A 26,525-nucleotide genomic window follows, 5' to 3' on the forward strand; every position below is an offset into this window, starting at 1 on the left:
GCAGATTCATGAAGCTCAAGGTGACCGTCAATGGCATCCCCTACGACATTGACGTAGAGGTCCAGGAGGAAGAGTCGATGCCCATCGGCTCGATCATCATCGGCGGGGGTGCGGGCGCCAGCAACGCGGTTCCCAGCTCCGCGTCCGTGCAGGCCACCTCGGCCAATGCCGTCACCGCGCCGCTGTCCGGCACGGTGGCACGCATCCTGGTGGAGGAAGGCGACGAGATCGAGGCCGGACAGGTGCTCTGCGTCCTGGAGGCCATGAAGATGGAGACCGAGATCACCGCCCCGCAGGCGGGCAAGGTCGAGCGGATCCTGGTCAGCAAGGGCGGCTCTGTCGCTGGCGGCGAGGCCCTCATCGAGTTGGGTTAGTTCCCAACCCACACAACAGCGGCCGTCCTCCTCGTGGAGGGCGGCCGCTGTTGTGTGGTTTTTCGTGGTGTACCGCGGCGTCGATGCGGTGCAGCGTGCTAGTTGCGGTACTGCGTGTTCGCGAAGGTGTCGGGATCGGGGTAGAGCCGGTTGCCTGCCTCCAGGCCGTCCAGGGCGGCGATCTCGGCGTCGGTCAGGGTGAAGTCGAAGATGTCGAAGTTCTCCTTGATGCGCGCCGGGGTGTTCGACTTCGGGATCGCGATGCGGCCCTCCTGCACGTGCCAGCGCAAGACAACCTGCGCGGGCGTCACCTGATGTGCGGTCGCGATCTCGATGACGGTGGGCAGGGAAAGGTCCTCGCCTTGCCCGATCGGGCCGTAGGCCTCCGGGATCACCCCGTGCGCGAGGCTGGTCTCCTGCGCGGCGATCTGCTGGAGGGTGGGGTGAATCTCCAACTGGTTCACCGCGGGCACAATGTCAGCGCCTGCGATCAACGCGTCGAGGTGCTGGGGCAGGAAGTTGGAGACGCCGATGGCACGCACAGCGCCCTCGGCGTACAGCTTCTCGAAGGCCTTCCACGTTTCGGCGGCCAGCCCACGGCTGGGGACAGGCCAGTGTACGAGGTACAGGTCGACCACATCGACGCCCAGCGCGGCGCGGCTGTCCTCAAACGCCTTCAGCGCGCTGTCGTAACCCTGGTCGCCGTTGCGGAGCTTGGTCGTCACGAACACCGACTCGCGGGGCAGCCCGGACGCCTTCAGCGCCGCGCCGACGCCCGCCTCGTTGTAGTAGCCCGCCGCCGTGTCAATGTGTCGATACCCGACGGCCAGCGCCTCCTCGGTGACCTTTTGCGTCTCCTCGACGCTGACCCGGAAGGTTCCAAAGCCCAACTGGGGGATCTGGACGCCGTTGTTGAGTGCGATGAGAGGTTGAGTGCTCATGCGCCAACCCTAGTGGGCGGGCCGATTGTCGCGGCGACCAGCTAGCTGCTTGCAGCGGGGGTGCGGTACACCTTGAAGTTCGACGCCTGCGCGCGGGGCCGGACGACGAGGCGATCCACATTCACGTGCGGGGGACGGGACGCGACCCACGCGACCACCTCCGCGACATCCTCCGCAGTCAGCGGATCGGGAACGCCGTCGTAGACCGCATCGGCGCGCGCCTGATCCCCGCCAAAACGCGTCAGCGAGAACTCGGGGGTGTGCACCATGCCCGGGGAGATCTCACAGACCCGCACGGGGTGGCCGGACAGTTCCAGCCGCAAGGCCCCGGCCAGCATCCGTTCGCCAGCCTTGGCCGCGTTGTACCCGCCCCCACCCTCGTAGGCCGACTCGGCGGCCGTGGACGTGATGAACACGACCGTGCCCTCGCCCGCCTCCAGGGCTGGAAGGAGAGCCTTCGTCACGCGTGCCGTGCCGAGCACGTTCGTCTCATACATCTGCTCCCAGGCATCCAGGTCGGCTTCGGCGAGGGGCTCTTGGCCCAAGGCGCCGCCCGCGTTGTTGACCAGCAGCGTCAGGTGATCCCCGACGGCGTCGGCGAGTGCAGCGACATCGTCGGGCTTAGTGATGTCGCACGCGAGCGCCACGCCGTCGATCTGTGCGGCGAGCGCTTGGATGCGATCCAGGCGCCGGGCCGCACAGATGACGCGGTAGCCGTCCGCGGCCAAGGCGCGTGCCGTCGCCGCGCCGATGCCGCTGGACGCCCCCGTGACGACCGCGGTTGGGGTGGAAGGTGAGGTCATCTCGTCATCCTCTCAGTGGGTCAGGCGAACGTGGCCGACGCGGCGTTCAGCGTCGTGATCTCGTCGGGGGTCAGCGTGAGGGTGACGGCCGCGAGCAAGGCGGGAACCTGGGCGGCGTGCGATGCCGACGCGATCGGGGCGGTGACGCCACGAGCCAGAAGCCAGGCGAGCGCCACACTGGTCATCTCCGCGCCGCGAGCCTCCGCGATGGTGGCGAGGGCGTCAACCACGCTCAAACCGCCCGCGTCCAAGTACGACTTGGCGGCACCCGCGCGGGCCCCCACCAGATCCTCAGCGGTGCGGTACTTGCCGGAAAGGAATCCCGAGCCGAGCGTCGAATAGGGGAACGAGGCCAGCGCATAGTCGGCTACCAGCGGGGCGTCGTTCGTCTCGTAGTCGTGCCGCGACACCAGGCTGTAGCGGGTCTGGATGGCGGCGGGACGCGGCAGGCCCAGGGCATCCGCCGTCTTGATCCAGTCGCGCACCCGCTCGGGGGCGTAGTTGGACAGGCCGATCGCGGAGATGGTCCCGTCGGCAACCAAGCCACCGAAGGTGCGCACCTGTGACTCGATCGACACCTCGGCGTCGTCGCGATGGGCGTAGTAGAGATCGATGTGGTCGGTGCCCAGGCGCGCCAGTGAATCGCGGACCGAAGCCTTCACCGTCGCGTCCGCCAGGCCGATATGGCCCTCCAACTGGCCCGTCTTCGTGGCGACGACCACCTCGTCGCGGTTGCCACGGCTCGCCATCCAGGCGCCGATGATGCGCTCGGACTCGCCGCCGGAGTTCCCCGGTGCCCACGCCGAGTACACGTCGGCCGTGTCGACGAAGGAGCCACCGCCCGCGACGAAGGCGTCCAGCACCTCAAAGGAGGTGGCTTGATCCGCCGTCCAGCCGAAGGGGTTGCCGCCTAGGTTGAGCGGGAGAATCTCATGGTCGATGCCGTGAATGCGTGCCATAGCCCCACGTTAGGCGGCCTGGGGGACATTTCCAGCCCTCGACCGCCCTGTGTCACCACGGTTGCCTTGCCGGTGAGGGCGCGAGCCGGAGGGGCGCGGCCGGACTGGGTGCACAGGTGGGGTGATGGCGGGGGGGAGGCCCGGGGCCCTAGCCTGGGCGCCATGGCCGATGCAGCGATGCTTGAGGTTCCCGGGCCCCACGGGCCCCGCACCGTGAAGCTGTCCAGTCCTGACAAGGTGTTGTGGCCTGGCGCTGCCACTAGCCCCGCGGTAACGAAGGCCGATCTTGCCCGTTACCTCCTCGCCGTGGCCGAGCCCTTCCTCCACCTCAACGGGGACCGTCCCATGACCCTCCAGCGGTTCCCCGACGGCATCGACGGGGAGGAGTTCTTCAGTAAGCGCCCGCCTCGGGGCGCACCCAGCTACCTGCGCACCGTCACCTGCACCTATCCGTCGCGGCGGCGCCACGAGCAACTCGTCTTCCAAGAGCCCGCCGAGTTGGTGTGGGCCGCCCAGATGGGGACGCTGACCTTCCATCCCTGGCCGGTCCGCACGGCGAACCTCGACAACCCCGACGAACTGCGCATCGACCTGGACCCCCAACCCGGCCGCGACATCGTCGACGCGGTGACGGCCGCGCTGGCCCTGCGTGACCTGATGGCCGAGGTCGGGCTCGTCGCCTTCGCCAAGACGTCGGGCAACCGCGGCGTCCACGTGTACGCCCGCATCGCCCCCGAGCACGAGTTCGTGGACGTGCGCCACGGCGTCATCGGGATCGCGCGCGAACTCGAACGGCGGCTTCCCGACCTGGTCACGACGAGTTGGTGGAAGGAAGAGCGAGGCGCGAAGGTGTTCGTCGACTTCAACCAGGCCAACCGCGACCGCACGATCGCGGGGGCCTACTCCCCGCGTCCCCTGCCTGGAGCGCCCGTCTCCACACCACTGACCTGGGAGGAACTCCCCGGAACGCGTCCGGCGGATTGGACGATCCACACCGTCCCTGGCCTTCTGCAGGAGCGCGGGGACGCCTGGGCTGGGATCGACGCCCATGTCGGCCACCTGACGGGGGCCCTGGCGCTGTGGGAGGCCGACCTGGAACGCGGCCTGGGGGAACTCAACTATCCGCCCGACTACCCCAAGATGCCCGGCGAACCGCCCCGCGTCCCGCCCAGCCGCCGCAAGGCCGACCGTCCTGAGGCCGATTACCTGGCGCCGAAAGCGGAGCGGGACGCCGACTGGGGCATGCCCATCGTGCCGCCCTATGGCCCCATGCTGGCCAAGCTGGTCAAGGAGTTCCCGAGCGCCGATGTCCTCTTCGAACCCAAGTGGGACGGGTTCCGCAGCATCATCTGGCGGTCGGGGGACCGGGTGGAACTCGGCAGCCGGAACAGCCGCCCGCTGACCAGGTACTTCCCCGAACTGGTCGAGGCGGTCAAGGCCAGCTTCCCGGAGCGGGCGTGCATCGACGGCGAGATCATCATGGTTGATCCGCACACCGGCGATCGGCTCAACTTCGACCTGCTGCAGCAACGCATCCATCCTGCCGCCTCGCGGATCGCGAAACTGGCCCGCGAGGCCCCGGCGAGCTTCGTCGCCTTCGACCTGCTCGCCCTCGGCGAGGACAACTACGCCGAGCGTCCCTTCGCTGAGCGCCGTGCCGCCTTGGAGCAAGCCCTCGCGCACGCGCGCCCCCCGATCTACCTCACCCGGACCACCCGCGACCGCGAGTTGGCCCGGCAGTGGTTCACGCAGTTCGAGGGGGCGGGGCTGGATGGCGTCATCGCCAAGCCGGTGGACGCGGCCTATGCCGAAGACAAGCGCGTCATGTTCAAGATCAAGCACGAACGCACCGCCGACTGTGTGGTGGCCGGGTACCGGCTCTACCGCGATGAACCCGACGCGATCGGCTCGCTCCTGTTGGGGCTCTACACCCCGCAGGGGAACCTCAACTCGGTCGGCGTCATCGGGGCCTTCCCCCTGGCCCGGCGGCGCGAACTGTTCGCCGAACTGCAACCGCTCGTGACGACGCTGGAGGATCACCCCTGGTCGTGGGCGGCCCCGCAGGAGTCCTCGCCCGATAACCGGGATCGTTCCGCACCTCGGACGCCGACCGCTGCCGCCCACAGCCGCTGGAATGCGAAGAAGGATCTCTCCTTCACACCCCTGCGCCCCGAGCGCGTTGTCGAGGTGCGCTACGAGCACATGGAGGGGGAGCGGTTCCGGCACACCGCTCAGTTCTCGCGCTGGCGCCCGGACCGTACCCCGCAGTCGTGCACCTATGCCCAACTGGAGGAACCGGTCAGCTACGACCTCGACGACGTCTTGGGCACAGCCTGACCGCAGCCAGCCCTGTCGCTAGTCGATCGTCACCTTCATCGCGGAGCGGTGCCCCAAGACGTTGCGGAGCATCGTGATGAGCGTGGGATCGAGTTGCAGGGTGGAGATCTCGCGCAGGCGGCTGCGTTCCAGGGTCATGGCGTGGCCCGACGCCCACATCACCTTGGAGAGTTCGGTGAGCTGACCGTCGGTGATGAGGGCGGCCGAGCGGCCAGATTCAGCGTCGAAGAGGGTACGCAGCCGCTGCTTGGACGACGCGGGCCGCTCCGGCTTGTCGAGGTGGCTTGCCTCGCGCAGGGAACGCTGCGCTTTGTCGCTGATCCACAACTGTCCGTCGCGGTCGGCGAGCATCTGTTCCGTGACGGTGGTGGCGGCCGCTGGACGCCCGGTCACGACAGCCGCCTGCCTCATTCGCGCCAGCCGAGCGGGGTCGCCGAGGAGTTCGCCGAGCTTCCAGCCGATGGTGGTGTCGTAGTTGTTGCGCACGGCGGCCCCCTGTTCCAGCAGGTAGTCGCTGTTGCGCACTTCCTGACCCGGGATCGGGTTGATCAGCGCCATGGGGAGCCCCGCCGCCATGGCTTCGGAGGAGGACAACCCGCCGGGCTTACCGATGAACAGGGACGCGACGCGCATCAGGTCTGGCATCGCGGTGGTGTAGCCGAGCACGTGGAACCGGTCGGTGTCGTGGCGCACGAGGGCGTCCACGTCCTGCTTCAGGTCGGCGTTGTGGCCGCACACGACCACAGCCTGGAAGGGCTCGGTGCGGGCCTGCATCTGCTGCACGATACGCAGGGCGTAGGCCCCGCCCGCCGCCCCCGCAGAAATGAGGAGGATCGGGATCCCCTCGCGCAGACCGAACGTGGCCAGGACGGCCGCACGGTCGACCTGCTGCCCGAACTCGTAGCGCACGGGAATCCCGGAGGCGGTGAGTCGGTCCTCGGGGAACCCGGAGGAGATGAGGTACTGCCGGGATTCCTCGCGGGCCAGGAAGATCCGCGAGAACGTGTTGGTGAGCCACAGCCCCTGGACGTCGTAGTCGGTGGTGATGATCGCCAGGCGGGTGAACAGATCCCGAGAGGTCTGCAGATTGGCGACGATGCGGGCCGGGAGGAAGTGCGTGGCCAAGACGAGGTCGGGGGAGAACTCCTTGATCTTGGCGACCGTTTCGGTGGTGTTGATCTGGTCCCACCACGGGACGCGGCTGCCGAGCTGGAACGGGCTGTCAACCTGGTCGTAACCCCAGCCGACAAGCCACGGGGCGCGGGCGACCATCTCGAAGTAGCCGTCGTCGTACACGGCCCGATAGAACCCAGGCGTCGTGGTCAACACGTCGAGGGTGGTCACGGTGCTGACGTCAGGGCGGTTCGCGACGACGCGCTGCAGAGCCGCGGCAGCGCTGTTGTGCCCCGAGCCGACGCCAGCGCTGAGGATCATCACCTTGCGTTCCATCGGGCCAGCTTAACCAGCGGATGCCTGGCCGCGGACGACCCGGGGCCCGAGCGGTGCCCTCTGCGCGCGTATCGCCAAGGAGGGACGTCCCCGCGGGGCAGGCGTCAGCGATAAACTCGTGACCATGACGTACAAGCTGATCCTTCTGCGCCACGGCGAGAGCGAGTGGAACCAGAAGAACCTGTTCACCGGCTGGGTGGACGTCGACGTGAATGAGAAGGGCGCCGCCGAAGCCGTCCGGGCTGGCGAGCTGCTCAAGGAGCAGGGCCTGCTGCCCGAGAAGCTGCACACCTCGCTGCTGCGCCGCGCCATCCACACCGCCTACACCGCCCTCGACGTGGCTGATCGGCACTGGATCCCCGTGGAGCGCTCGTGGCGCCTCAACGAGCGTCACTACGGCGCTTTGCAGGGCCTCAACAAGTCCGAGACGCTGGAGAAGTACGGCGAGAAGCAGTTCATGGAGTGGCGTCGCAGCTACGACGTCCCGCCGCCCCCGCTGGACAAAGACGCCGAGTTCAGCCAGTGGAATGACCCCCGCTACGCCGACATTCCCGAGGACGAGCGTCCCCAGACCGAATGCCTCGCCGACGTCGTCGTGCGGATGCTTCCCTACTGGGAGAGCAACATCAAGCCCGACCTGGCCGCAGGCAAGACGGTCCTGGTGACGGCGCACGGCAACTCGCTGCGCGCGCTGGTCAAGCACCTCGACGAGATCAGCGACGCCGACATCGCCGGGCTGAACATCCCCACCGGCATCCCGCTGTTCTACGAACTCGACGAGAACTTCAAGCCTGTCACCAAGGGTGGCCGCTACCTCGACCCGGAGGCCGCGAAGGCGTCCATCGAGGCCGTGAAGAACCAGGGCAAGAAGAAGTAGTCCTCCTGGCCGCACACGTCACGAGGCCCCGCACCCGATAGTTGGGTGCGGGGCCTCGTTGCGCCGGGACGCGTCAGGCGATCGTCCAGTTCTCGCCTTCGGGCTGCATGCCGGTGACGATGTAGATGACGCGGCTGCCCATCAGCACCGCGTGGTCGGCGATGCGCTCGTAGTAGCGGCCCAGCAGGGCGCAGTCGACGGCCGCCTCGACGCCATGGTTCCAGTTCTCGTCCAACAGGAGACGGAACTGGTGGGTGCGGAGGTTGTCCACTTCCTCGTCGTCGTCGGCCATCTTCTCGGCGTCCAAAACGTTGCGATCACGCAGGGTGCGCCCGGCGATCTGCACCATCTCTTCGGCCAGGGTGGCCATGCGGCGGAAGTTCTGCTGCATGGGCTCCGGCACGGCGGGCTTCGGGTACCGCATGCGGGCGATCTTGGCGACGTGGGCAGCGAGATCGCCCATGCGAGCCAGATCCGCCACCATGCGCAGGGCGGCGACGATCGTCCGCAGTTCACCGGCGACGGGGGACTGCCGCGCCAGCAAGGTGAAGCAGCGCGACTCAAGATCGTCGTGCAATTGATCCAGGGTGGCGTCGGCGCCGATGACCTTCTCGGCGAGGGCCAGGTCGGCGTCCAGCAGGGAACGGGTGGCGTCCTCGACGGCCGTGCTGACCTTCTCGGTCATCGTGACGAGATCGTCGACGACCGACGACAGTTCCTCGTGGTAACTCGCGCGCATATTCGCTGCGTTCCTCTCCTTGGGCACTTCGTGGGACTGCATCGACCACCAACCCTACGTACGGTCGGAATCTTAAGCCCGCCACCAGGCCAACGCCGAGTGAACACTGCATGAACGCTCAACGGCGCTCGCGGCAGGCCCGCCGCAACCCCCCCAGAAGGCGAGGGGAGGCGTCCTATGATCGAGCCGTGACTCCCGCTATGGCCGCCGCGCTCGGCGTCGTGGTCGGGGCCGTGTTCGCCACGATCGCCACCCATGTCGCGATGCGTATCCGGCTGGCCGCGCCCCCGCCTGACCCCGGTCCCGAACGCCAACGCGTCCTGGACGCCCTGCGTGCGGGCGGCGTCCTGGTCGGCGATCAAGACGAAATCCTCGGCGCGAATACGGCGGCTGCTGACCTTGGCCTGGTCCGCGGGGACCGGGTGGCGATACCGGCCCTGCTGGAACTGGTTCGCGAGGTGCGTCGCGATGGGGAAACGGCCGCAGTCAACCTCGATCAGACGCGGTCAGGACGCACGGGGCAGCGCCTCGCCGTGCGTGTCGTGCGCCTCGATGATGGCGTCGTGCTCGTCGTGGCGGACGATCGGGCGGCCGCCCTGCGCGTGGAGGCTTCGGCGCGGGACTTCATGGCCAATGCCACCCACGAGTTGAAGACGCCGATCGGCGCGATCACTTTGCTGTCCGAGGCCGCCGAGCAGGCCGCCGACGATCCCGAGGCTGTGCGGCGCTTCACGGGCAAGATCCAGGGCGAGTCCGCGCGGTTGACGCAACTCGTCACCCAGATCGTCCAGTTGTCGCATGTGCAGGGCACCCAGTTGGCCACCCTGAGCATGGTCGACATTGACGAGGTGGTCGCCACAGCGTTGGATCGCAGCCGTCACCTGGCCGAGCAGCGCTCAGTGAGCCTCACCACGAGCGGGGCGCGCGGGCTCAGCATTCGCGGTAGCCGCGACCAGCTCATCACGGCGCTGGTCAACCTGCTGCACAACGCGATCCACTATTCCGACACCAAGGCGCGCGTGGTCGTCACCACGCGCCTGGTGCCCTCCCCGGACGGGGACAAGATCGCGATCGGCGTCTCCGACAACGGCATCGGGATCAGCGAAGAGGATCAGCGCAGGGTGTTCGAGCGGTTCTACCGCGTCGACTTCGCCCGCAGCCGACAGACGGGCGGCACGGGTTTGGGGCTGTCGATCGTGAACGAGATCGTGGAGGCGCACGGCGGTTCGATCACCTTGTGGAGTCGCGTCGGCAGCGGTTCCACGTTCACCATGGAGCTGCCCGCAGCCCCTGACCTGGAGGAGGACGCGTGAGCGTCGTTTTGATCGTCGAGGACGAAGAGAGCTACCGCGACGCGCTGGGCTTCATGCTGGAGCGTGAAGGCTTCGAGGTCATCTTGGCCTCCGATGGTGCCGAAGGGCTGGTGCAGTTCGAACGGCATGGAGCCGACATCGTCTTGCTCGACCTCATGATGCCGGGCCTGTCAGGCACCGAAGTGTGCCGACGCCTGCGGCAGCGCAGCACGGTTCCGATCATCATGGTGACCGCGCGCGACGCCGAGATCGACAAGGTCGTCGGGTTGGAGCTGGGCGCCGATGACTATGTCACCAAGCCGTTCAGCCACCGTGAGCTGGTGGCCCGCGTCCGGGCGGTCTTGCGCCGGGGGCACGACGTCGAGCTGGTGCCGGATGTGATTGAGGCCGCGGGCGTCCGCATGGACGTCGAACGGCACGAGGTCTGGGTCGACGGGCGCCCCGTCCGGCTGGCGTTGAAGGAGTTTGAGCTCCTGGAGATGCTGTTGCGTAACGCGGGCCGGGTGATGACGCGCGGGCAACTCATCGACCGCATCTGGGGTGCCGACTACGTCGGGGACACCAAGACGTTGGACGTCCATGTGAAGCGCCTGCGCGGCAAGATCGAGTCCGACCCCGCCAACCCGGCCCTGCTGCTGACCGTGCGCGGGCTGGGCTACAAGTTCGAAGGCTGAGCGCCAGCCCTTCCCCCTACGGCGTCGCCGTCGGGGTGGGAGCCGTGCCCCGATCCGTGGTGCTGGTCGGCAGGGTGTGCGTGGGGCTCGCCGTGGCCTCGCTACTCGGGGCGGGGGAGACCGTCGCATAGACCGGGTCCTTGGGGCTCAGCACGGGGGCCTGCACGACCTGCCGGTCACCGGAGGCGAACTCCAGGGCCACGGACGCGACCAGCCCCGGCCGCAGGTCGGGGCTCGACACGGTGAGGGTAGCGGTCGGGTTGGTCAAGACCACGAGCTGGTTCGAAGTCAGGGAGACGGGCAGCCCGCCACCGACCTTGAACGACGCCCCCGCAGCCCCGTCGAGCTTGATCGGATTGCCGGCGACGGAGACCAAAGCGGTGTTCTTGGGGGAGACGAGGGAGGCGGACAGGTAGCCGTGGCCTTCGTCGTCACTCACGACGACCAGGTTGCGCACCTTCACGTCGCCGATCTGGGTGTTGACACCCTCGGCCGGCGTGTAGGGCTGCAGCGTCTGAGCGTTGAAGCCGCAGCCGGACAACAGCAGGGCCGACGCGGCGGCTGCGATCATGACGTGCGCAGCCCTGCGCTTAGGGGTGCTCAGATGCATGGCGGAAGTCCTCCTGGTCGTGATCCACCTCGAATGGCCTCACCCTAACGAAACGCGTGCGTGGGGTGGTAGCTCGCATGGGTGCGCGGCGCGGTTCGTGACCGCAGCGCAACCGGTGTGGGCGCGCATCGCGGAGTTCGGTGGCGACAGTTTCGCGCGTCGGCTGGTCCCGGTCTGACTACGGTCGTAGTGTGTGTGCTGACCCTATTTGATGCGATAGTTCTGCGCAGATTCACATTCTTGCGAGATTGTCAAGGCACCCAACTCCACTCTGGCTAGAGGTTTCGATCTCGGGAGCCATGTACGACCGTGGTATGATGGATGTCGGGAAGGGGTCAACACTATGACTTTTGCAGTCGGAGAAACGGTCGTCTACCCGAATCATGGGACGGCTGTCATCGAAGACATCGAAGCCCGGACGATCAAGGGTGAGGAACGTCTCTACCTGGTCTTGCGGATCGTCGGGCAAACGGATCTCGTGGTGCGGGTTCCAGCCTGCAATCTCGATTTGGTCGGTGTGCGCGACGTCGTCGACGCCGATGGCCTCGAGCGGGTGTTTTCGGTGTTGCGTGCGCCGCACACGGAGGAGCCGACTAACTGGTCGCGCCGTTACAAGGCGAATCTGGAAAAGCTGCACTCGGGCAACGTCATGAAGGTGGCCGAGGTCGTTCGCGATCTGTGGCGGCGTGAGCGCGAGCGAGGCCTGTCTGCTGGTGAGAAGCGCATGCTGGCCAAGGCTCGCCAGATCCTCGTCTCAGAGTTGGCGCTCGCCGAGAAGGTCGAGGAAGACCGTGCGGAGGTCATGCTCGACGAGGTGCTCGCCTCCTAGATGAACAACCGATGAGTACAGACTTCATCGCCGAACCGGTCGTCGCCATCGTGGTGGCGGCCGGTTCCGGTTCCCGGCTGGGGGCCGCCGTGCCGAAAGCTCTCGTTCCGGTGGCGGGCGTCACGCTGTTGCGGCGGTCGCTCACGCAGTTGGCTGCGGGGGGCGTCCAGCAGGCCGTGGTCGTCGTCCCGGCCGAGACGGCCGAACTGTTCGATGCGGACCTTCTCGATGCGCCGTTGCCCGTGCAGCGCGTGGTGGGGGGTGCGCAACGCCAAGACTCCGTTGCCGCGGGGCTGGCGGTGTTGCCCGATGTGATCGCCGACGCGGAGGCGCTCGTCCTCATTCACGATGCGGCGCGGGCCTTCGTGCCGTCCGACGTCGTGGCGCGGGTGATCGACGCCGTCCGTTCCGGAGCCGACGCGGCCATCCCGGTGGTCCCTGTGGCCGACACGATCCGCGAGGTCGACGAGGCGGGCTCTCACGTCATCGACAGGACTCGCCTGCGTGGCGTCCAGACTCCGCAAGGGTTCCGGCGCTCGATCATCGAGGCAGCTCACGCCGTGCTGTCCGATACGGGTACCCCGGTCACCGACGACGCCGCAGCCGTGGAGTACACCGGCCACGAGGTCACCCTGGTGGCCGGTGATCGGCTGGCCTTCAAGGTCACCGAACCGCTGGATGTGGCGCTCGCGGTGGCGGTTGCGGGCGGAGCCGCGTGATGCGCATCGGCCTCGGCACGGACGTACACCGCCTCAGTGCGGAGGCCCCGATGCACTGCGCCGGACTGTTCTTCCCGCAGGAGCCCCAAGGGCTGGCGGGCCACTCCGACGGAGACGTTGCCGCCCACGCCATGTGCGATGCGCTGCTGTCGGCGGCGGGCCTGGGCGACTTGGGCAGCAACTACGGCACCAGCGACCCTGCGTGGGCCGGTGCCTCCGGGGTGTCCCTGCTGGAGGAGACGTCTCGCCGCGTGCGAGCCGCTGGGTTCACCCCCGGCAACGTGGCCGTCCAGATCATCGGCAACCGTCCGCGTATCGCGGCTCGGAGGGTCGAAGCCGAAGCGGTGCTCTCCCAGGCTGTGGGGGCCCCTGTGTCGGTGTCGGCAACGACGACCGATGGGCTGGGGCTGACCGGACGCGGCGAGGGCGTCGCGGCCATGGCGACGGCCCTGCTCTTCGAGGTCACCTGAGCAAAGGAACGGCCTCACCCGGTCCGCGGACCAGGTGAGGCCTGAGGCATCCTCCCTGCTCGGATCAGCGCACCTGATCCGGTGGGGCCGTGAACGTGTTGCACACGCCCAGTTGAGCATCCTCCAAGCCGCGCGTGAACCACGCCTGGCGCGCCTTGCCGGTGCCGTGACCACCGACGTAACCCTCCTTGCCGGAGAGCACGTCGTCACCGATGGTGTAGGTCACCTTCTTCAGGTTGGCCACGTCAGCCGACGTCAGTTTCTGGCTGCGCGCCACCGATTGCACGTACGCCCCGGCGAAACAATCGGCCTGGACCTCCACGCGCCGCGAGAGTTCCTGGGTGGCGGCCTTGGTGGTGGCGTCGGTTTCCAACGCGCGTTCGGACATCAAAATCGCTGTGCGCGCCTGGACGGCGTGCCCAAACTCGTGCGCCATGACAAGTTCCCCCGCATACCTGCCCTGAGCCGCCTCGCTGGAGAGGGAATCCAGCAATTCGTCGGAATAGTAGATGCGCTGATCGGCGGTGCAGTAGGCGGCGTTGACCGAGTCGAAATCGCCGCAGGCGGTCTTGATCGGGGACGTGTAGACGTACACGGGCGGACGCGGCAGCGTGAAACCGGACTTCTCCACAGGGTTGACCCACACCGTCATCAGGCAGCCCACCTGCTCGTTGAAGTGGGCTTCCTTCTCCTTGGGCGACATTTGCTGGAGCGGCTTCGTGTTGGACATCTTGCAGTTCGTGGGCACCGGCACCGTCTGCGAGTAGAGCGGGTTGTCGCTCACCAGTTGATGGGCCGCGTCCAGGTTCTTAGGCCCAGGGACGGGCGGGGGAGACTTGGAGACGGCCGGGGGAACGTAGTCCTCGTTTTGATAGACCGGCCCATTGGACTGACCGGGAGTCGGGCTCGCGCCGCCGCCGGGCCGGAAGCCTGAAACCAGAGGGCTGACCATGCTGATGACAAAGATGACCCCGACGACGGCCACGACGACCTTGACCAGCGTGCCGAAACCGCTGCGCTTGCGAGGCGGCGGCGGCCAGTTGCCACCCGGGGCCTGCCAGGATCCGGGGGCCTGCTGCCATGGGCCCGGAGAAGGCTGCTGCCAACCCTGATTCGGGGGTTGCTGCTGCCAGGGACCCCCGGGCGCGGGCCGTGGACCAGGGGTATAGTGAGCCCCGGGTCCGCTGGGCTGGCCTGCGGGGTTCGACCAGGGGCCGGGAGCTTGTGAGGGGCCCGGCACGTAGTGGTGCCCACCCCAACCGGCGTTGCCGCCCTGCCATGGGGGACGCCCCTGGGCCCAGTTTCCGCCGGACGGGGGCTGAGGCGGGGATCCCCACTGCTGCTGGCTCACACGGCACACCCTAGCGGGGGTGCTGTAGGTTCTCACCGTGCCGTTCACGCCATCGCGCCCTCTGCGCACCCTCGTGCTGTTCCTGGTCGCCGTCGCCACGCTCCTGGCGGGGCCCTTCGCGCGGCCCGCCTTCGCGGCTGCGCAGATCACCTCCTACACCGTGGCCGCCACCATTGCCGCCGATGGCGCTTTGCATGTCAAGGCGACCATCGCGCCGGACGCCGCAGGCGGCGATCTGGTGCAGCGCTTTGCGACCAGCGAGGAGACGACAGGCAACCGTTCCTACGCGTTCACCCTCTCGGATGTGCGCGCCACACGGGGTGGGGTAGACGCGGGGGCGTCGGTCGCGCAGCAGCCGGACGCCGCCGTGGTGACCATTCCGCTGACCAGCGCAGAGCCGGTCGTCTTGGAGTACACGGTGCGCGGCGCGGCCTTCGACAACGGGGACGGGACGACCGTGACGTGGCGGCTGTTGCAAGGGCTCAACCTCCCCGTGGAGACCTTCGAGGCCACCGTCAAGGCGCCCGCCCTGTTCACCATGATCGATTGCGCGGCGGGGTCGGCTACCTCCCCGGGAGCCTGCGGCTGGTACCGCGGTGGGACGCATGACGCTCCCGACCCGACCTTCCACGACGGCCCGCGCCGCGCCGGTGACGTGGTTCAGGTGACGTTGCGGTTCGCGGCGGGGTCGGTGTCACCGAACGCCGTGCTGACGCACCATTGGACGCTGGATCGCGCCCTTTCTTTGGCGCCCCTGCCCCTGGGCCTGGCGGCTTTGCTCGCCATCGGTGGCCTCTTGGGCCTGGTGTTCCTGTCGCGCCGGCTGCGCCGTGAGCCGTCTCCGGATCTGACTCCCACCATCGTGGGCACGTTCCGCCCGGTCGGTCCTGGCCGCAGCGAGTTCGAGGTGTCGGACGATGTGCGTCCTGGCCAGGTCGGCACCTTGATCGATGGCCGCGCCGACCCGGTGGATGTCACGGCGACGGTGGTCGATCTGGCGGTGCATGGCTCGCTGCTGATCCGGGAGCTTCCCCGTGGCCGGTTCGCCCAAGGCGATTGGGAACTGCACCTGCGTCACGACAACCCGCGCCCGCTGCGTCCCTTCGAGTCGACGCTGCTGGACGCGTTGCAGCCCCACGATGGTGCACCGGCTCGGGTGTCTGAGCTGGCGGGCCGTATTGGCGGCATCCTGCCCCGCCTGCAAGGGGAACTGTATGACGACGTGGTCGCCAGCGGCTGGTTCGCGCGGCGCCCCGACGTGCGCAAGAACGCTTTCGCGGTCGCGACCTGGGTGGGTCTCGGGGTTGCGGTCGTGGCCGCGGGCCTCCTGATCGCCTTCACCGAGTTCGGCCTGCTCGGGCTCGTCTTGGTCGCCTTGGCGGCCGGTTTCGGCTGGGTGATCCAGGACGTGCCTGCACGCACCCAGGCGGGGGTGAAGGTGTTGACGGGGCTCGACATCCTGCGCGGCCAACTGCTGACCCAGCCGACCGACGAAATACCGCCCGCCAAGGCCGAAGCGGAACTGTCGGAGGTGCTGCCCTACGCGATCGTTTTGGGCGGGCTGGGGCGCTGGCTGGACGGGTTGGCGGCCACGGATGACGATCCCGACCCCGACGAGACCGACCTGAGTTGGTATCACGGTCCTCAGGGCTGGCAGTTGTCCGATCTGCCGGAGTCGCTGCGCCACTTCATCACCACCGTTGAGGGACGCCTCCTCGAACGCTGATCCGTATGCACGAGGCCCCGCACCGTTCGCCGGTGCGGGGCCCTCGTGTCGTCAGAAACGCCTTACAGTTCCAGGCCGGGGTAGAGCGGGTTGGCGGCCAGCATTTCGGCCGAGGCGGCCTTGGTGCGGTCGGCGACGCCGTCGGCCAGGGTGTACTTCGCCTTGCCGGGCTTGCCCGTGGAGGCGGTCACCGGCGTCGTGTTGGCGAGCACATTGGCGATGAGTTCTGCGACTCGGTCGAACTCGGCGGCACCGAAGCCGCGCGCGGTCAGCGCGGGCGTCCCCACCCGGATGCCCGAGGTGTACCAGGCGCCGTTGGGGTCGCGGGGGATCGAGTTGCGGTTCGTGACGACCCCGGCGTCCAGGAGCGCCGATTCGGCCTGTCGCCCGGTCAGCTCGAAGGAGGACTCCACATCGAGCAGGACGAGGTGGTTGTCCGTCCCGCCCGTGACCAGGCGCACCCCGCGCCTGAGGAGACCCTCGGCCAGCGTTTGGGCGTTATCGGCCACCTGCTGCGCGTACGCCTGGAAGTCGGCGGTGCGAGCTTCGGCGAACGCGACGGCCTTGGCGGCCATCACGTGCGAGAGCGGGCCGCCCAGGACCATCGGGCACCCCTTGTCGATGAAGGGCGCGTATTCGGCGGTGGACAGCAGGAAGCCACCGCGCGGGCCACGCAGGCTCTTGTGCGTCGTGGACGCGACGACGTCGGCATACCCGACCGGGTTCTCCTCGCCGGTGAAGACCTTGCCTGCCACCAGGCCAGCGAAGTGAGCCATGTCGACGAACAGGGTGGCGCCCACCTCGTCGGCGATCGCGCGCATCTTCGCGAAGTTCACCCGGCGCGGGTAGGCGGAGTAGCCAGCCACCAGGATGAGGGGCTTGAACTCGCGAGCATCGGCCAAGAGTTGGTCGTAGTCGATGAGGCCGGTCTCCGGGTCGGTCCCGTAGGAGTGCTGGGAGAACATCTTGCCGGAGATGTTGTGGCGGAAGCCGTGGGTGAGGTGACCGCCCGCGTCCAGGCTCATGCCCATGACGCGCTGCTCGTTGAAGGTGCGGCGCAACTCTTCCCAGTCGGCTTCGGTGAGGTCGTTGACGTTCTTGGCGCCCAGCCGCTCCAGGGCGGGTGCCTCGATGCGCTTGTTCAAGATCGCCCAGTAGGCGACGAGGTTCGCGTCGATGCCCGAATGCGGCTGTACGTAGGCGTATTCGGCGCCGAACAGTTCACGGGCGTGCTCGGCGGCCACGGATTCCACGGTGTCCACGTTGCGACACCCGGCGTAGAACCGGTGACCGATCGTTCCTTCGGCGTACTTGTCGCTGAGCCAGTTGCCCATGGTGAGCAGGGTGGCGAGCGAGGCGTAGTTCTCGGACGCGATCAGCTTCAGCGAGGCCCGCTGGTCGGCCAGTTCGGCGCCGATGGCGTCACTGATCCGCGGCTCGACGCTGCTGATGATCGACAAGGCTTGGGTGTAAACGCTAGACGCGGTTGCGGCGTAGTCGGACACGAACATCTCCTGTGCAAGGTCGTCGGTGCCGACAATCTATCAACGCGGGTGCCTCAGCCCGGCGCGGCACTGCCCGGCGGACGGTCCTTCCTCGGCGCGAGCCAGGGGAGGGGCCGCTAGGTTGGGTGATAGTCCCCCAACCACACAACCAGAGGTGACCATGAACGAGACACCCCAGGACAGCATCCAACCCGACGACCAGCAACCGACCGGCGGTCACGAACCCCGCCCGCGCACCCCACCCGAATCCCGCCCGATGTCGGCACCGTCTTTACCTCCCCAAGGCAGGCCCTTCCGGCCCGAGACCCCCTTCCGGCGCGGCTTCGGCCTCGGGGCGGGGGCCGGATTCGGCGCAGGCCTCGCCATCATCGTGGCGAGCCTGGTGGCCAGCCTCCTCGGCGGCCTCGTCCTGATGGCTTTCGCCGCGACCGGTGCGACGCTGGCGGCGGGGAGCACCCCGCAGACCGAGCGACTGTCCACGATTTGGGGCAAGGAAACTGCGGCGAACAAGCTGCGTGCGATTCCCGTCACGGGCACCATCCAGACCTCCGGCGGTGACGGTCTGGGCCTGACCCAAGGCACGTTCGGCTACGAGGTGGCCGACGTGCTCGACTCGCTCACGGCCGACGATGCAGCCGGGGTGGTGTTGCTGATGAACACCCCGGGCGGCTCGATCTCCGGGTCGCGTGCCATGGCCGACGCCATCGACCGCTACCGGCAACGCACGGGCCACAAGGTGTTTGCGTATGTGGAGGAGATGTCGGCCTCCGGCGGCATGTACACCATGGCTGGTGCGGACGAGATCGTCGTCGATCACGGTGCCACCGTCGGCAGCATCGGCGTCGTCATGGGTCCGCTGCAGCGCTACCGCAACGTGACGGCGGCTGGCAGCGTCCTGGGTGGCGTCGTCGTGGCTGAACGCATCGACAGCGAGTACATCAGCGCAGGAACCGGCAAGACCGCCGGGGATCCGTACCGGGATCTGACGCCGGGCGAACGCCAAGAGCTCACGAACATCGCCACGGCCTTCTATGCCGATTTCGTCGACTTCGTGGCGGCCAAGCGGGGCATCGAGAAGTCGGTGATCGTCGACCAGTTGGGGGCCGGTTTGTTCGCGCCCGCCGACGCGCAGCGCTATGGCCTCATCGACGCGCAGATGGGGCGCGATGAGGCGTTGCGGCACTTCGCCGAGAAGGCAGGTGTCGATCCGAACAACACCCGGCTGGTGCAGTCGGCGGGCTCCTCGCTGCTGAACCAGTTGTTCGGCGCCGACGCGCGCCCCCTGGGGGTGTCACCGGCGGTGAAGCCCACCGGCGGTCAGCCCGCACGCGCGTCCGCGGCGATCTGCGCCACTTCGGTGAAGCCGGTCGCCCTTCACGGGGATCTCTCCGCGTTCTGCGGGTAACACCCTGAGGCTGGGTGCTGAGAGCACGCGGCGCAGGACGCATCGATGGCCGGTGCCTCGTGACGAGGCGCCGGCCATCGGCGTTTCCGGGCCCCGTAGCGCGTCGAGGCGCGTCAGGGGGCGGCGGCCACGCCGTGGGCGTGGCCTAGCGCGCGACGAAACCCAGCAGCGCGGAGGCGAGACAGGCAAGCCCCAGGATCAGTGCAGGGGCGTAGGGCTCCTTGCGCCGCACGTGGGTGGCCAGGGCCCCTGCCATCGTCGCGGCCAGGCACAAGGAGGCGATGGGCGTCAGGATGGGTGCCACGTTCAGCAGCCGCGGAACGATCAGGCCTACCGCGCCGAGCAGTTCGGCGACCCCGATCGCGCGGACCACGGCAGGGGTGTACTCCTCGACCCAGGTCATCCCCCGGGTCTTCAGCCGCTCGTACGGGGTCGCGATCTTCACGATCCCCGCCGCCGCGAACACGGCGGCCAACAGACCGTTGATGCTCCACAGTGCGATGATCATGCAGGCTCCCTCCGGGCCTTGAGGTTAGGCGTCCGCTCGGGCCGCCTCGATGGCGTACAACGCGATGGAAGCAGCCACGGACGCGTTGAGGCTCTCCACCGCGGAACTGATCGGGATGGATGCCAGCACGTCGCAGTTGTCGCGCACGAGGCGAGACAGGCCGTCGCCTTCGGAGCCGACGACCAGCAGCACGGGGCCGTCCACGCCGGGAATGTCGGCGATCGGGGTTTCCCCTTCGCCCGCAAGACCCACCACGACGAAGCCCGCGTCGGCGTACTCCTTGATGACCCGGTTGAGGTTCGTCGCCAAGGCGATCGGAACCCGCGCCGCAGCACCGGCTGACGTCTTCCACGAGGCAGCCGTCATGTGGGCCGAACGGCGCTCGGGCAAGATGATGCCCGCCGCGCCGAACGCAGCCGCCGAACGGATGATGGCGCCCAGGTTGCGCGGATCGGTGATCGAGTCGCATGCGACCACCAGCGGGGCCGTGTGGTCCAACGCCGCATCGAGCACGTCGCCGGGATGGGCGTATTCGAACTCGGGAAGCTGGAGCGCAACCCCCTGGTGGACGGCCCCCGCGGTCATGCGGTCGAGTTCGGAGCGGGACGCCTGCAACAGCGTCTGCCCCTGCTCGGCCGCGAGCCGCAGAATGTCGCTGACCCGTGAGTCGCGCTCAGCGCCCTCCATGAGGTAGCCGCGCCGCACGGGCAGGCCCGCCTGAAGCGCCTCCAAGACGGCGTTGCGTCCGATGACCCATTCCGCGCCCGGTGCCTTGCGCTGCTCGGTACGGACCCGCTGCTCGCCCGGAGGGGTCCGGCGCCCGCGCGGCTTGTTCCCCGAGATGGGCGACTCCTCAGGCCGGCGGTTGCGATAGGCCTTGTGGTAGGGGCGATCCTCGGCCTTCGGGGTGGGGCCGCGGCCCTCCAGACCCCGCTTGACGCGGCCGCCCGATCCGGCGGTGATCCCGGAGTTCCCAATGCCCTTGCCGCGCTTGCGGACGGCTCCCTTACGTTGACTGTTCCCGGCCATGATGATCAGGCCTTCCCGAGGCTCCAGCGAGCCCCATCCTTGGTGTCCTCAATGGTCAGGCCCGCGTCCTTAAGCGCGTCCCGAATGGCGTCGGCGGACGCCCAGTCCTTGCGTGCTCGCGCCTGCTCGCGCTGGCTGAGCACCGTTTGGACGAGGCGGTCGACCACGGGGGTGAGGTCGTCGGTGGATGCGGCGGACGCCCACTCCGGCGCGGCAGGATCCAACCCCAGGACGCCGAGCATGGCCGTCACGGACGCCAGCGCGGCGCCGACGGCGGGCAGATCGCCCCGGTCGAGCGCCTGGTTGCCTTCGCGCACCGTGTTGAACAGCACCGCCAGCGCCTGCGGGGTGCCGAGGTCGTCGTCCATGGCGGCGGCGAAGTCGGCAGGCACCTGCCCGAGGGGCTCGTCCCCTGCGAGTTCGACGGCCGAGAGCTTGGCTGCGGCACGGGCCAGGAAGGAGTCGACGCGCTCGAGTTGGGCTGCCGATTCGGCCAGCGACTCATCGGACAGTTCCACCGAGGAGCGGTAGTGCGGGCCTGCCAGGTAGAGCCGGATCGCACGCCCGCCGTAGCGGGCGACGGCCTCCAGCACGTCGGCGGTGTTCCCCAGCGACTTGCTCATCTTTTCGCCGGCCTGGGTCACCCACGCGTTATGGACCCAGAAGTTCGCGAACGGGCGACCCGCAGCGCGCGACTGGGCCAGTTCGTTCTCGTGATGGGGGAAGCGCAGATCGAGGCCGCCACCGTGAATGTCAAAGCTCGGGCCCAGGTACTTGCCCGCCATCGCGGAGCATTCGATGTGCCAGCCGGGGCGCCCCTTGCCCCAAGGCGAATCCCACGAAGCGGTGTCCGGTTCGCCGGGCTTGGTGCCCTTCCACAGCGCGAAGTCGCGTGGATCACGCTTGCCGCGTTCCTCGACGCCTTCCCCGGTGACCATCTCGTCGGCCTTCTGACCGGACAGTTCCCCATAGGAGGGCCAGCTGGCCACGTCGAAGTAGACGTCCCCGGACCCGTCGGGGGCGGCGTAGGCGTGCTGGTTGGCGATGAGGATCTCGATGAGCTCGATCATCTCCGGGATGTGGGCGGTGGCATGCGGCTCGTAGGTGGGCGCCTTGATCCCCAGGGCCCGATAGGCCTCGTGGAAGATCCGCTCGACGCGATAACCCAGCGCGTACCACGGCTCGCCCGACTCCTGGGCGAGCAGGAGGATCTTGTCGTCGATGTCGGTGATGTTCGAGATCAGCGTGACCTCATAGCCGGTGTGCTCCAGCCAGCGGCGCAAGACGTCAAAGTTGACCTCCTTGCGGACGTGACCCAGGTGCGGCGCCTTCTGAACCGTCGGGCCGCAGGCGTAAATCGACACGTGCCCCTCCACGAGGGGGACGAAGTCGCGCTTCATGCGGCTGGCGGTGTCATACAGGCGAAGGCTCACCTGGGCATCCTATCGAGGCGAGCCCGAAGGCAGGAGAAAGGCCGCTCAGCGTCCCGCTCGGCGCCGCAGCGCATCGATGTCCAGATGGTCGGGCAGCACCTCGGTTCCGGGGGCGTAGGCCTCGGCCTCCCAGGGATCCACGGGCATGTCCTGGTCGTCGACGAACCCCTGCGAAGGATCGAGCGGGTTGACCAACTGCCGCTGCTCGCCCAGCGGGCTGATCATCTCCGAGGAGATCACTTCGTCGGGCAGCGCTGACAGCACATCGCGGATGTACCCCTGCACCGCCTCGGTCAGCGGAACCTCGCGCCGTTCGCGCTGGGACTGGTACCAGCGGTAGTCGAGTACCTCGTGGAAGATCTGGGCCGGTTCACGCTTGCCCGCCAGGTCGGGCGGGATCGCCGTGACGACCGGCTCGAAGGCGTTCATCAGCCACTGGTGGGCTGCCACTGACTCCTCGGTGTGGCTGAGGTTGTTCTGGGCCCGGTAGGTGTCCAGGTCATTGAGGAGTCGCCGTGCCTGGTTCTCCTCGGTGTCCAGGCCCGTGAGCCGCAAGAGGCGTCGGCTGTGGTGGCCCGCATCCACCACCTTGGGCTGGATGCGGATCGTCTCGCCGGTAGGGGACGTCTGGATGTCGAGTTCGGCGACATCGAAGCCCAAGGTGTTGAGGCGGCGCACGCGTGACTCGATGCGCGACAACTCGCTCCCGGCGAACTCCTCCACGCCCGTGAGTTCCTGCCACAGGTCGTGGTAGCGGGTCTCGATCTGCTTGACCAGGGCCAGCGGATCGAGTTGCTCATCAAGCATGCGGCCCTCCTTCAGATCGGAGAACTCGCCAAAGAGGTTCACCACGGCGATGTCGAGATCGTGGAGGCGTTGCCCATCGGACAAGGTGTCGTGCAGTTCGCCAGTCTCCGCGTCCACCAGGTAGGCGGCGAACTCGCCCGCGTCCCGCCGGAACAAGATGTTCGACAGGGACACGTCGCCCCACAGAAACCCGGTCAGATGCAGGCGGGCCAACAAGACCACCATGGCGTCGATCAACCGTGAGACCGTCTCGCGTCGCACACCCGTGGAGAAAAGAGAGCGGTACGGCAAGGAGAACTGCAGGTGGCGGGTCAGCAGGATCGAATCCAGCGGCGAACCGTGCGCATCCACCCGGCCGGAGACGACGCCGGACGGTTCGACGGCTGGGGCCCGGAGGCGATTGAGATCGGTCAGCATCCGGTACTCGTGCATCGCCGAACCTTCGAGGACCTCCTTGGCGGCGAACACCTCCGAACCGACCTGAATGAACCGGACGACGTGGCGGGAAATACCGCGGGGGAGGGCCACCAAGACGTCGTTAGGCCACTGCTCGAGGGGAAGGTGCCACGGCAGCGGAATCAGGCGGGCGTCGGGCTGAGCCGCAAGGAAGCGAGGCACGGCCCTATTCAACCATCTACGCCCTCAGCGCACCGGGGGACGCGCAGGTCGGCTGGGCGGGGCGTCCTTCGCAGCCGGGCCCGAGCAGCACCACGGCCCCGCCGCGACGAGCGCGGGCGGGGCCGTGGTGGACGAACGCGAGGATCAGTCGCTGATCCGCTTGCTGGACGCGTTGGAGAACACGTGCAGCGAGTCGGGCGTCGGACGCAGGCGAACCGTCTGGTTCGGTGCGAGCGGGTGACGCGACTGCAGGCGGGCGACGATCTGCGGAGCGTTGAGCTTCTCCTCGTCCGACAGGCCCGCACGGGTGCCGTACAGGTAGGAGTCGGCGCCGAGTTCCTCGACCAGGGCGATCTCGACGGCGATGCCGTCGTTGCCTTCGGCCGGGACGAAGGTCTCCGGGCGAATGCCGAGCGTCAGATCCGACTCGCCGCTTGTCTTGGCGAGCACCTCACGGGCCACCGGGACGACGTAGTCGCCGACCTGGACGCCACCCTCGACGATCTTGCCGGGGATGAGGTTCATGGCCGGGGAGCCGATGAAGCCTGCGACGAACAGGTTGTCGGGACGGTCGTACAGCGCCAGCGGAGAATCCACCTGCTGCAGGACGCCGTCCTTCATGACCGCGACGCGGTCACCCATCGTCATGGCCTCGATCTGGTCGTGGGTCACGTAGACGGTGGTGACGCCCAGGCGGGACTGCAGTGCGGCGATCTGGGTACGGGTCGACACGCGGAGCTTCGCGTCCAGGTTGGACAACGGCTCATCCATCAAGAAGACCTGCGGCTGGCGGACGATGGCGCGGCCCATGGCGACGCGCTGGCGCTGGCCACCGGAGAGGGCCTTCGGCTTGCGGGAGAGGAAGTCTTCGAGGCCCAGCAGCTTGGCGGCCTCCAGGACGCGCTTCTCGCGCTCCTCCTTCGGCACGTTCTGCATCTTCAACGCGAAGCCCATGTTGTCCGCAACCGTCATGTGCGGGTACAGGGCGTAGTTCTGGAACACCATCGCGATGTCGCGGTCCTTCGGGGGAAGGTCGGTGACGTCGCGGTCGCCGATGGTGATGGACCCTGCGTTGACCTCTTCGAGGCCAGCGAGCATGCGCAGGGAGGTGGACTTGCCACAGCCGGAGGGGCCGACGAGAACCATGAACTCGCCATCGCCGATTTCCAAGTTGAGCTTGTCAACGGCGGGGTGATCGGCACCCGGGTACACACGGGTGGCGTCCTTAAACGAAACAGCGGCCATCGCCGCACTCCTTTCCACGGGCAGGTACGTGCCCGACGATCCTTGGTGGAACCGACCGCACCTTCACGGTCTAGCGCCATCTAAGCACGTCCGGTGACACTGCGGCGACTTCGCAGCGAAGCTCTCGAGGTGCTGTCCGGAGGCTGTTTTGGTCAGGCCAATCGGGTAGTGTGGCCGGGTATTGTGCGCCCGTGAGCGAACAGCCCGATCCCGCCCTGCCGGACGCCTCTTCCGGAGACGATCCGGCTGGGGAGGAGTGGTGGCAGGCCGAAGGTATGCCGTGGAAGCACAAGCCCGGACGCGCCGACATCATCTGCTTGAGCGCCATCAGCGTGGCGGCGATCTACGGGCTGGTCATGCTTCCCTTGCGTCCGGTGATGCTGGGGCTGGCGCCGCACCTGCTGGGCTCGCTCGGCTACCGCACGGGGTTGGTGCTCGTGGGGGCCTTAGCTGCGGTGGGCGACCACTGGTGGCCTCTGGTGTTGGTGTTCGGTGCGCTGATGAGCATGAAGTTCGACTGGATCTACTGGTGGGCAGGGCGCCTGTGGGGCCGTTCGATCCTCGACGTGTGGGTCTACGGCAAGTCGCCGCGCACGCAGCGCCGTTACGAACGGGCCTGGGGGTGGGCGCGCCGCTACGAATCGTTGGCGATCTTCGTGACGTTCCTCCCGATCCCCATCCCTGCGGCCGTCGTCTACGCGGCGTTGGGCGCAGCCGGAACAAGCCTGCGCAAGTTCCTCAGCGTTGCGTTCGCCAGTGCGCTGGTGACGTCGGCCGGCTACATGGCGCTGGGCTACTGGATCGGCGAACCGGCCGTGGCCGCCGTCGACACCTATGGCAAGTACCTGTGGTACGTCTCGATCGCAATCCTGGTCGGCATGCTGGCGGTCTACTTCTACCGCGAGCGGCAACGTGCTGCCGCGGAGAAGACGGGCGCAGCCCGCGCCGACCAGGACTGAACGGCGCCGGGGCGGTGGGTCAGGCGCGAGCTAGGAGCGCGACCAGGAAGCCCGAGCCAGGGGAGTAGGGGCGCAGATCCCAGGTGCCAAAGGCGTCCTGGACGGCCAGCCCGGACGCCGCCGCATCCGCGAAGAAGTCGTCGAAGGCGTAACCGCGACCGGCGCCAAAGCCGACCACGGCGCGACCCTCGGGGGCGAGCCAGGAGGCGAAGGACGCCAGGACGGGCCGTCGCGTATCGGGATGGAGGAAGCCCATCACGTTACCGGCGCACAAGATGACGTCGAACGGCTGCGGCACGTCGGCGGGCAACGTGACATCGGCGAGGTCGCCCACCAGGTAGCGCGGCCCCGGGAAGTCCTGCTGTGCGGCGTCGATCAGAATCGGGTCCAGATCGACCCCGACGACCGTGTGGCCACGCTCGTGGAGATACCCGGCGTGACGCCCCGGGCCGCACCCTGCGTCCAGGATGGTTGATCCGCGCGCGGCCAAGGCGTCCACGAGCCGCGCTTCGCCGACCAGGTCGGCCCCGGCCGCGGCCATGTCGCGGAAACGCTGGACGTACCAGGCCGAATGCTGCGGGTTCGCGGCGGTCGCCTCGGCCCACTTGCTCCGGGGGGTGCCGGTGGCGGCGCGGCCCACCGCGCCGAGCGGGTTGATGGGGCCGAGCTTGGAGGGATCCACGAGCCTCCGACAGGAATCGAACCCGCGACCGTCCGCTTACAAGGCGGGTGCTCTACCAACTGAGCTACGGAGGCTTGGCCGCAGGGGCCGTGCCCATTGTGCCGTATCCGCTCGCCGATCGTCACGGCGGCGTCGGTATGAGGCGGAGTCCCGACCACCATTC

Annotated in this window: 25 protein-coding genes and 1 tRNA gene; 11 read left to right on the forward strand and 15 right to left on the reverse strand. The window is 68.1% G+C overall.

What is annotated here, in order from left to right:
• The first annotated feature begins 8 nt into the window (after positions 1–8).
• Complete coding sequence (locus C1706_RS03440; RefSeq protein WP_129457843.1) at positions 9–374, forward strand: biotin/lipoyl-containing protein; 366 nt, start codon at positions 9–11, stop codon at positions 372–374.
• A gap of 98 nt (positions 375–472) precedes the next feature.
• On the opposite strand, the gene C1706_RS03445 is transcribed toward C1706_RS03440, so the two are convergent.
• The 3 genes from C1706_RS03445 to C1706_RS03455 are packed head-to-tail and all read right to left on the reverse strand — an operon-like array spanning position 473 to position 3,077.
• On the reverse strand, positions 473–1,315 hold the full coding sequence (locus tag C1706_RS03445) for an aldo/keto reductase (RefSeq protein ID WP_129457844.1): 843 nt from the start codon (positions 1,313–1,315) through the stop codon (positions 473–475).
• A 41-nt stretch (positions 1,316–1,356) separates the two neighbouring features.
• Complete coding sequence (locus C1706_RS03450) at positions 1,357–2,118, reverse strand: SDR family oxidoreductase (RefSeq protein ID WP_129457845.1); 762 nt, start codon at positions 2,116–2,118, stop codon at positions 1,357–1,359.
• Positions 2,119–2,138: 20 nt separating this feature from the next.
• Positions 2,139–3,077, reverse strand: a complete 939-nt coding sequence (locus C1706_RS03455; protein ID WP_129457846.1) for an aldo/keto reductase — start codon at positions 3,075–3,077, stop codon at positions 2,139–2,141.
• Between the two features lie 162 nt (positions 3,078–3,239).
• Here C1706_RS03455 and C1706_RS14825 point away from each other — a divergent pair, with 162 nt between their 5' ends.
• A complete protein-coding gene (locus tag C1706_RS14825) occupies positions 3,240–5,414 on the forward strand; it encodes an ATP-dependent DNA ligase (RefSeq protein WP_129457847.1) in 2,175 nt (724 codons plus the stop codon).
• A gap of 18 nt (positions 5,415–5,432) precedes the next feature.
• Here C1706_RS14825 and C1706_RS03465 read toward each other — a convergent pair whose 3' ends face one another.
• On the reverse strand, positions 5,433–6,863 hold the full coding sequence (locus tag C1706_RS03465) for an MGDG synthase family glycosyltransferase (protein ID WP_129457848.1): 1,431 nt from the start codon (positions 6,861–6,863) through the stop codon (positions 5,433–5,435).
• A gap of 124 nt (positions 6,864–6,987) precedes the next feature.
• Between C1706_RS03465 and C1706_RS03470 the strand changes: the two genes are divergently transcribed.
• Positions 6,988–7,740 carry a phosphoglyceromutase gene (locus tag C1706_RS03470; RefSeq protein ID WP_129457849.1) on the forward strand — a complete coding sequence of 251 codons (753 nt, stop codon included), beginning with the start codon at positions 6,988–6,990 and terminating at the stop codon, positions 7,738–7,740.
• Between the two features lie 73 nt (positions 7,741–7,813).
• Here the strand turns inward: C1706_RS03470 and phoU are convergent, their stop codons facing one another.
• Entirely contained in the window at positions 7,814–8,479 is a 666-nt protein-coding gene (gene phoU, locus C1706_RS03475) for a phosphate signaling complex protein PhoU (RefSeq protein ID WP_129457850.1), read from the reverse strand.
• A gap of 188 nt (positions 8,480–8,667) precedes the next feature.
• Between phoU and C1706_RS03480 the strand changes: the two genes are divergently transcribed.
• Entirely contained in the window at positions 8,668–9,792 is a 1,125-nt protein-coding gene (locus C1706_RS03480) for a sensor histidine kinase (protein ID WP_164987413.1), read from the forward strand.
• A complete protein-coding gene (locus C1706_RS03485; protein ID WP_129457852.1) occupies positions 9,789–10,466 on the forward strand; it encodes a response regulator in 678 nt (225 codons plus the stop codon). Before C1706_RS03480 ends, C1706_RS03485 begins: the two co-directional genes overlap by 4 nt.
• A 16-nt stretch (positions 10,467–10,482) precedes the next feature.
• On the opposite strand, the gene C1706_RS03490 is transcribed toward C1706_RS03485, so the two are convergent.
• The gene (locus tag C1706_RS03490) at positions 10,483–11,076 is read right to left on the reverse strand and encodes a hypothetical protein (protein ID WP_129457853.1); all 594 of its coding nucleotides are present in this window, start codon (positions 11,074–11,076) and stop codon (positions 10,483–10,485) included.
• Positions 11,077–11,419: 343 nt separating this feature from the next.
• On the opposite strand from C1706_RS03490, the gene C1706_RS03495 reads away from it, so the two are divergent.
• The 3 genes from C1706_RS03495 to ispF are packed head-to-tail and all read left to right on the forward strand — an operon-like array spanning position 11,420 to position 13,094.
• Positions 11,420–11,905: a CarD family transcriptional regulator gene (locus tag C1706_RS03495; RefSeq protein ID WP_129457854.1), complete on the forward strand. Its 486-nt coding sequence runs from the start codon at positions 11,420–11,422 to the stop codon at positions 11,903–11,905.
• Positions 11,906–11,916: 11 nt separating this feature from the next.
• On the forward strand, positions 11,917–12,624 hold the full coding sequence (ispD, locus tag C1706_RS03500) for a 2-C-methyl-D-erythritol 4-phosphate cytidylyltransferase (protein WP_129457855.1): 708 nt from the start codon (positions 11,917–11,919) through the stop codon (positions 12,622–12,624).
• Positions 12,624–13,094, forward strand: coding sequence for a 2-C-methyl-D-erythritol 2,4-cyclodiphosphate synthase (ispF, locus tag C1706_RS03505; protein WP_129458075.1), 471 nt, complete (start codon positions 12,624–12,626; stop codon positions 13,092–13,094). Before ispD ends, ispF begins: the two co-directional genes overlap by 1 nt.
• Before the next feature lie 64 nt (positions 13,095–13,158).
• Here the strand turns inward: ispF and C1706_RS03510 are convergent, their stop codons facing one another.
• Complete coding sequence (locus C1706_RS03510; protein ID WP_129457856.1) at positions 13,159–14,445, reverse strand: neutral zinc metallopeptidase; 1,287 nt, start codon at positions 14,443–14,445, stop codon at positions 13,159–13,161.
• A gap of 37 nt (positions 14,446–14,482) precedes the next feature.
• Here C1706_RS03510 and C1706_RS03515 point away from each other — a divergent pair, with 37 nt between their 5' ends.
• Positions 14,483–16,171, forward strand: a complete 1,689-nt coding sequence (locus C1706_RS03515) for a DUF2207 family protein (protein WP_129457857.1) — start codon at positions 14,483–14,485, stop codon at positions 16,169–16,171.
• Between the two features lie 62 nt (positions 16,172–16,233).
• Here the strand turns inward: C1706_RS03515 and C1706_RS03520 are convergent, their stop codons facing one another.
• The gene (locus C1706_RS03520; RefSeq protein WP_129457858.1) at positions 16,234–17,682 is read right to left on the reverse strand and encodes a glycine hydroxymethyltransferase; all 1,449 of its coding nucleotides are present in this window, start codon (positions 17,680–17,682) and stop codon (positions 16,234–16,236) included.
• 154 nt (positions 17,683–17,836) lie between these two features.
• Here C1706_RS03520 and C1706_RS03525 point away from each other — a divergent pair, with 154 nt between their 5' ends.
• Entirely contained in the window at positions 17,837–19,081 is a 1,245-nt protein-coding gene (locus tag C1706_RS03525; RefSeq protein WP_129457859.1) for a S49 family peptidase, read from the forward strand.
• Between the two features lie 145 nt (positions 19,082–19,226).
• On the opposite strand, the gene C1706_RS03530 is transcribed toward C1706_RS03525, so the two are convergent.
• The 5 genes from C1706_RS03530 to C1706_RS03550 all read right to left on the reverse strand — a co-directional run bounded on the left by C1706_RS03530 (position 19,227) and on the right by C1706_RS03550 (position 24,721).
• Entirely contained in the window at positions 19,227–19,589 is a 363-nt protein-coding gene (locus tag C1706_RS03530) for a DoxX family protein (RefSeq protein ID WP_129457860.1), read from the reverse strand.
• Between the two features lie 24 nt (positions 19,590–19,613).
• Positions 19,614–20,618: a 23S rRNA (guanosine(2251)-2'-O)-methyltransferase RlmB gene (gene rlmB, locus C1706_RS03535; protein ID WP_129457861.1), complete on the reverse strand. Its 1,005-nt coding sequence runs from the start codon at positions 20,616–20,618 to the stop codon at positions 19,614–19,616.
• 5 nt (positions 20,619–20,623) lie between these two features.
• Positions 20,624–22,051 (reverse strand): cysteine--tRNA ligase, encoded by a 1,428-nt coding sequence (gene cysS, locus C1706_RS03540; RefSeq protein WP_129457862.1) that lies wholly within the window; start codon positions 22,049–22,051, stop codon positions 20,624–20,626.
• A gap of 45 nt (positions 22,052–22,096) precedes the next feature.
• Positions 22,097–23,476 carry a DUF4032 domain-containing protein gene (locus C1706_RS03545; RefSeq protein WP_129457863.1) on the reverse strand — a complete coding sequence of 460 codons (1,380 nt, stop codon included), beginning with the start codon at positions 23,474–23,476 and terminating at the stop codon, positions 22,097–22,099.
• A gap of 144 nt (positions 23,477–23,620) precedes the next feature.
• Positions 23,621–24,721, reverse strand: coding sequence for an ABC transporter ATP-binding protein (locus tag C1706_RS03550; RefSeq protein ID WP_129457864.1), 1,101 nt, complete (start codon positions 24,719–24,721; stop codon positions 23,621–23,623).
• A gap of 191 nt (positions 24,722–24,912) precedes the next feature.
• Between C1706_RS03550 and C1706_RS03555 the strand changes: the two genes are divergently transcribed.
• The gene (locus C1706_RS03555; RefSeq protein ID WP_129457865.1) at positions 24,913–25,680 is read left to right on the forward strand and encodes a DedA family protein; all 768 of its coding nucleotides are present in this window, start codon (positions 24,913–24,915) and stop codon (positions 25,678–25,680) included.
• Positions 25,681–25,699: 19 nt separating this feature from the next.
• On the opposite strand, the gene C1706_RS03560 is transcribed toward C1706_RS03555, so the two are convergent.
• Complete coding sequence (locus tag C1706_RS03560; protein WP_241653407.1) at positions 25,700–26,362, reverse strand: class I SAM-dependent methyltransferase; 663 nt, start codon at positions 26,360–26,362, stop codon at positions 25,700–25,702.
• A gap of 1 nt (position 26,363) precedes the next feature.
• Positions 26,364–26,436, reverse strand: a tRNA-Thr gene (locus C1706_RS03565).
• Positions 26,437–26,525 lie beyond the last annotated feature (89 nt).

This window comes from Propioniciclava flava, assembly GCF_004126535.1.
GTDB lineage: Bacteria > Actinomycetota > Actinomycetes > Propionibacteriales > Propionibacteriaceae > Propioniciclava > Propioniciclava flava.

Bases quoted from the DNA above. Each gene is read 5' to 3' on its own strand.
- C1706_RS03440 (WP_129457843.1), top strand. From the start codon at position 9: ATGAAGCTCAAGGTGACCGTCAATGGCATCCCCTACGACATTGACGTA.
- C1706_RS03445 (WP_129457844.1), bottom strand. From the start codon at position 1,315: ATGAGCACTCAACCTCTCATCGCACTCAACAACGGCGTCCAGATCCCC.
- C1706_RS03450 (WP_129457845.1), bottom strand. From the start codon at position 2,118: ATGACCTCACCTTCCACCCCAACCGCGGTCGTCACGGGGGCGTCCAGC.
- C1706_RS03455 (WP_129457846.1), bottom strand. From the start codon at position 3,077: ATGGCACGCATTCACGGCATCGACCATGAGATTCTCCCGCTCAACCTA.
- C1706_RS14825 (WP_129457847.1), top strand. From the start codon at position 3,240: ATGGCCGATGCAGCGATGCTTGAGGTTCCCGGGCCCCACGGGCCCCGC.
- C1706_RS03465 (WP_129457848.1), bottom strand. From the start codon at position 6,863: ATGGAACGCAAGGTGATGATCCTCAGCGCTGGCGTCGGCTCGGGGCAC.
- C1706_RS03470 (WP_129457849.1), top strand. From the start codon at position 6,988: ATGACGTACAAGCTGATCCTTCTGCGCCACGGCGAGAGCGAGTGGAAC.
- phoU (WP_129457850.1), bottom strand. From the start codon at position 8,479: ATGCGCGCGAGTTACCACGAGGAACTGTCGTCGGTCGTCGACGATCTC.
- C1706_RS03490 (WP_129457853.1), bottom strand. From the start codon at position 11,076: ATGCATCTGAGCACCCCTAAGCGCAGGGCTGCGCACGTCATGATCGCA.
- C1706_RS03495 (WP_129457854.1), top strand. From the start codon at position 11,420: ATGACTTTTGCAGTCGGAGAAACGGTCGTCTACCCGAATCATGGGACG.
- ispD (WP_129457855.1), top strand. From the start codon at position 11,917: ATGAGTACAGACTTCATCGCCGAACCGGTCGTCGCCATCGTGGTGGCG.
- ispF (WP_129458075.1), top strand. From the start codon at position 12,624: ATGCGCATCGGCCTCGGCACGGACGTACACCGCCTCAGTGCGGAGGCC.
- C1706_RS03520 (WP_129457858.1), bottom strand. From the start codon at position 17,682: ATGTTCGTGTCCGACTACGCCGCAACCGCGTCTAGCGTTTACACCCAA.
- C1706_RS03525 (WP_129457859.1), top strand. From the start codon at position 17,837: ATGAACGAGACACCCCAGGACAGCATCCAACCCGACGACCAGCAACCG.
- C1706_RS03530 (WP_129457860.1), bottom strand. From the start codon at position 19,589: ATGATCATCGCACTGTGGAGCATCAACGGTCTGTTGGCCGCCGTGTTC.
- rlmB (WP_129457861.1), bottom strand. From the start codon at position 20,618: ATGGCCGGGAACAGTCAACGTAAGGGAGCCGTCCGCAAGCGCGGCAAG.
- C1706_RS03550 (WP_129457864.1), bottom strand. From the start codon at position 24,721: ATGGCCGCTGTTTCGTTTAAGGACGCCACCCGTGTGTACCCGGGTGCC.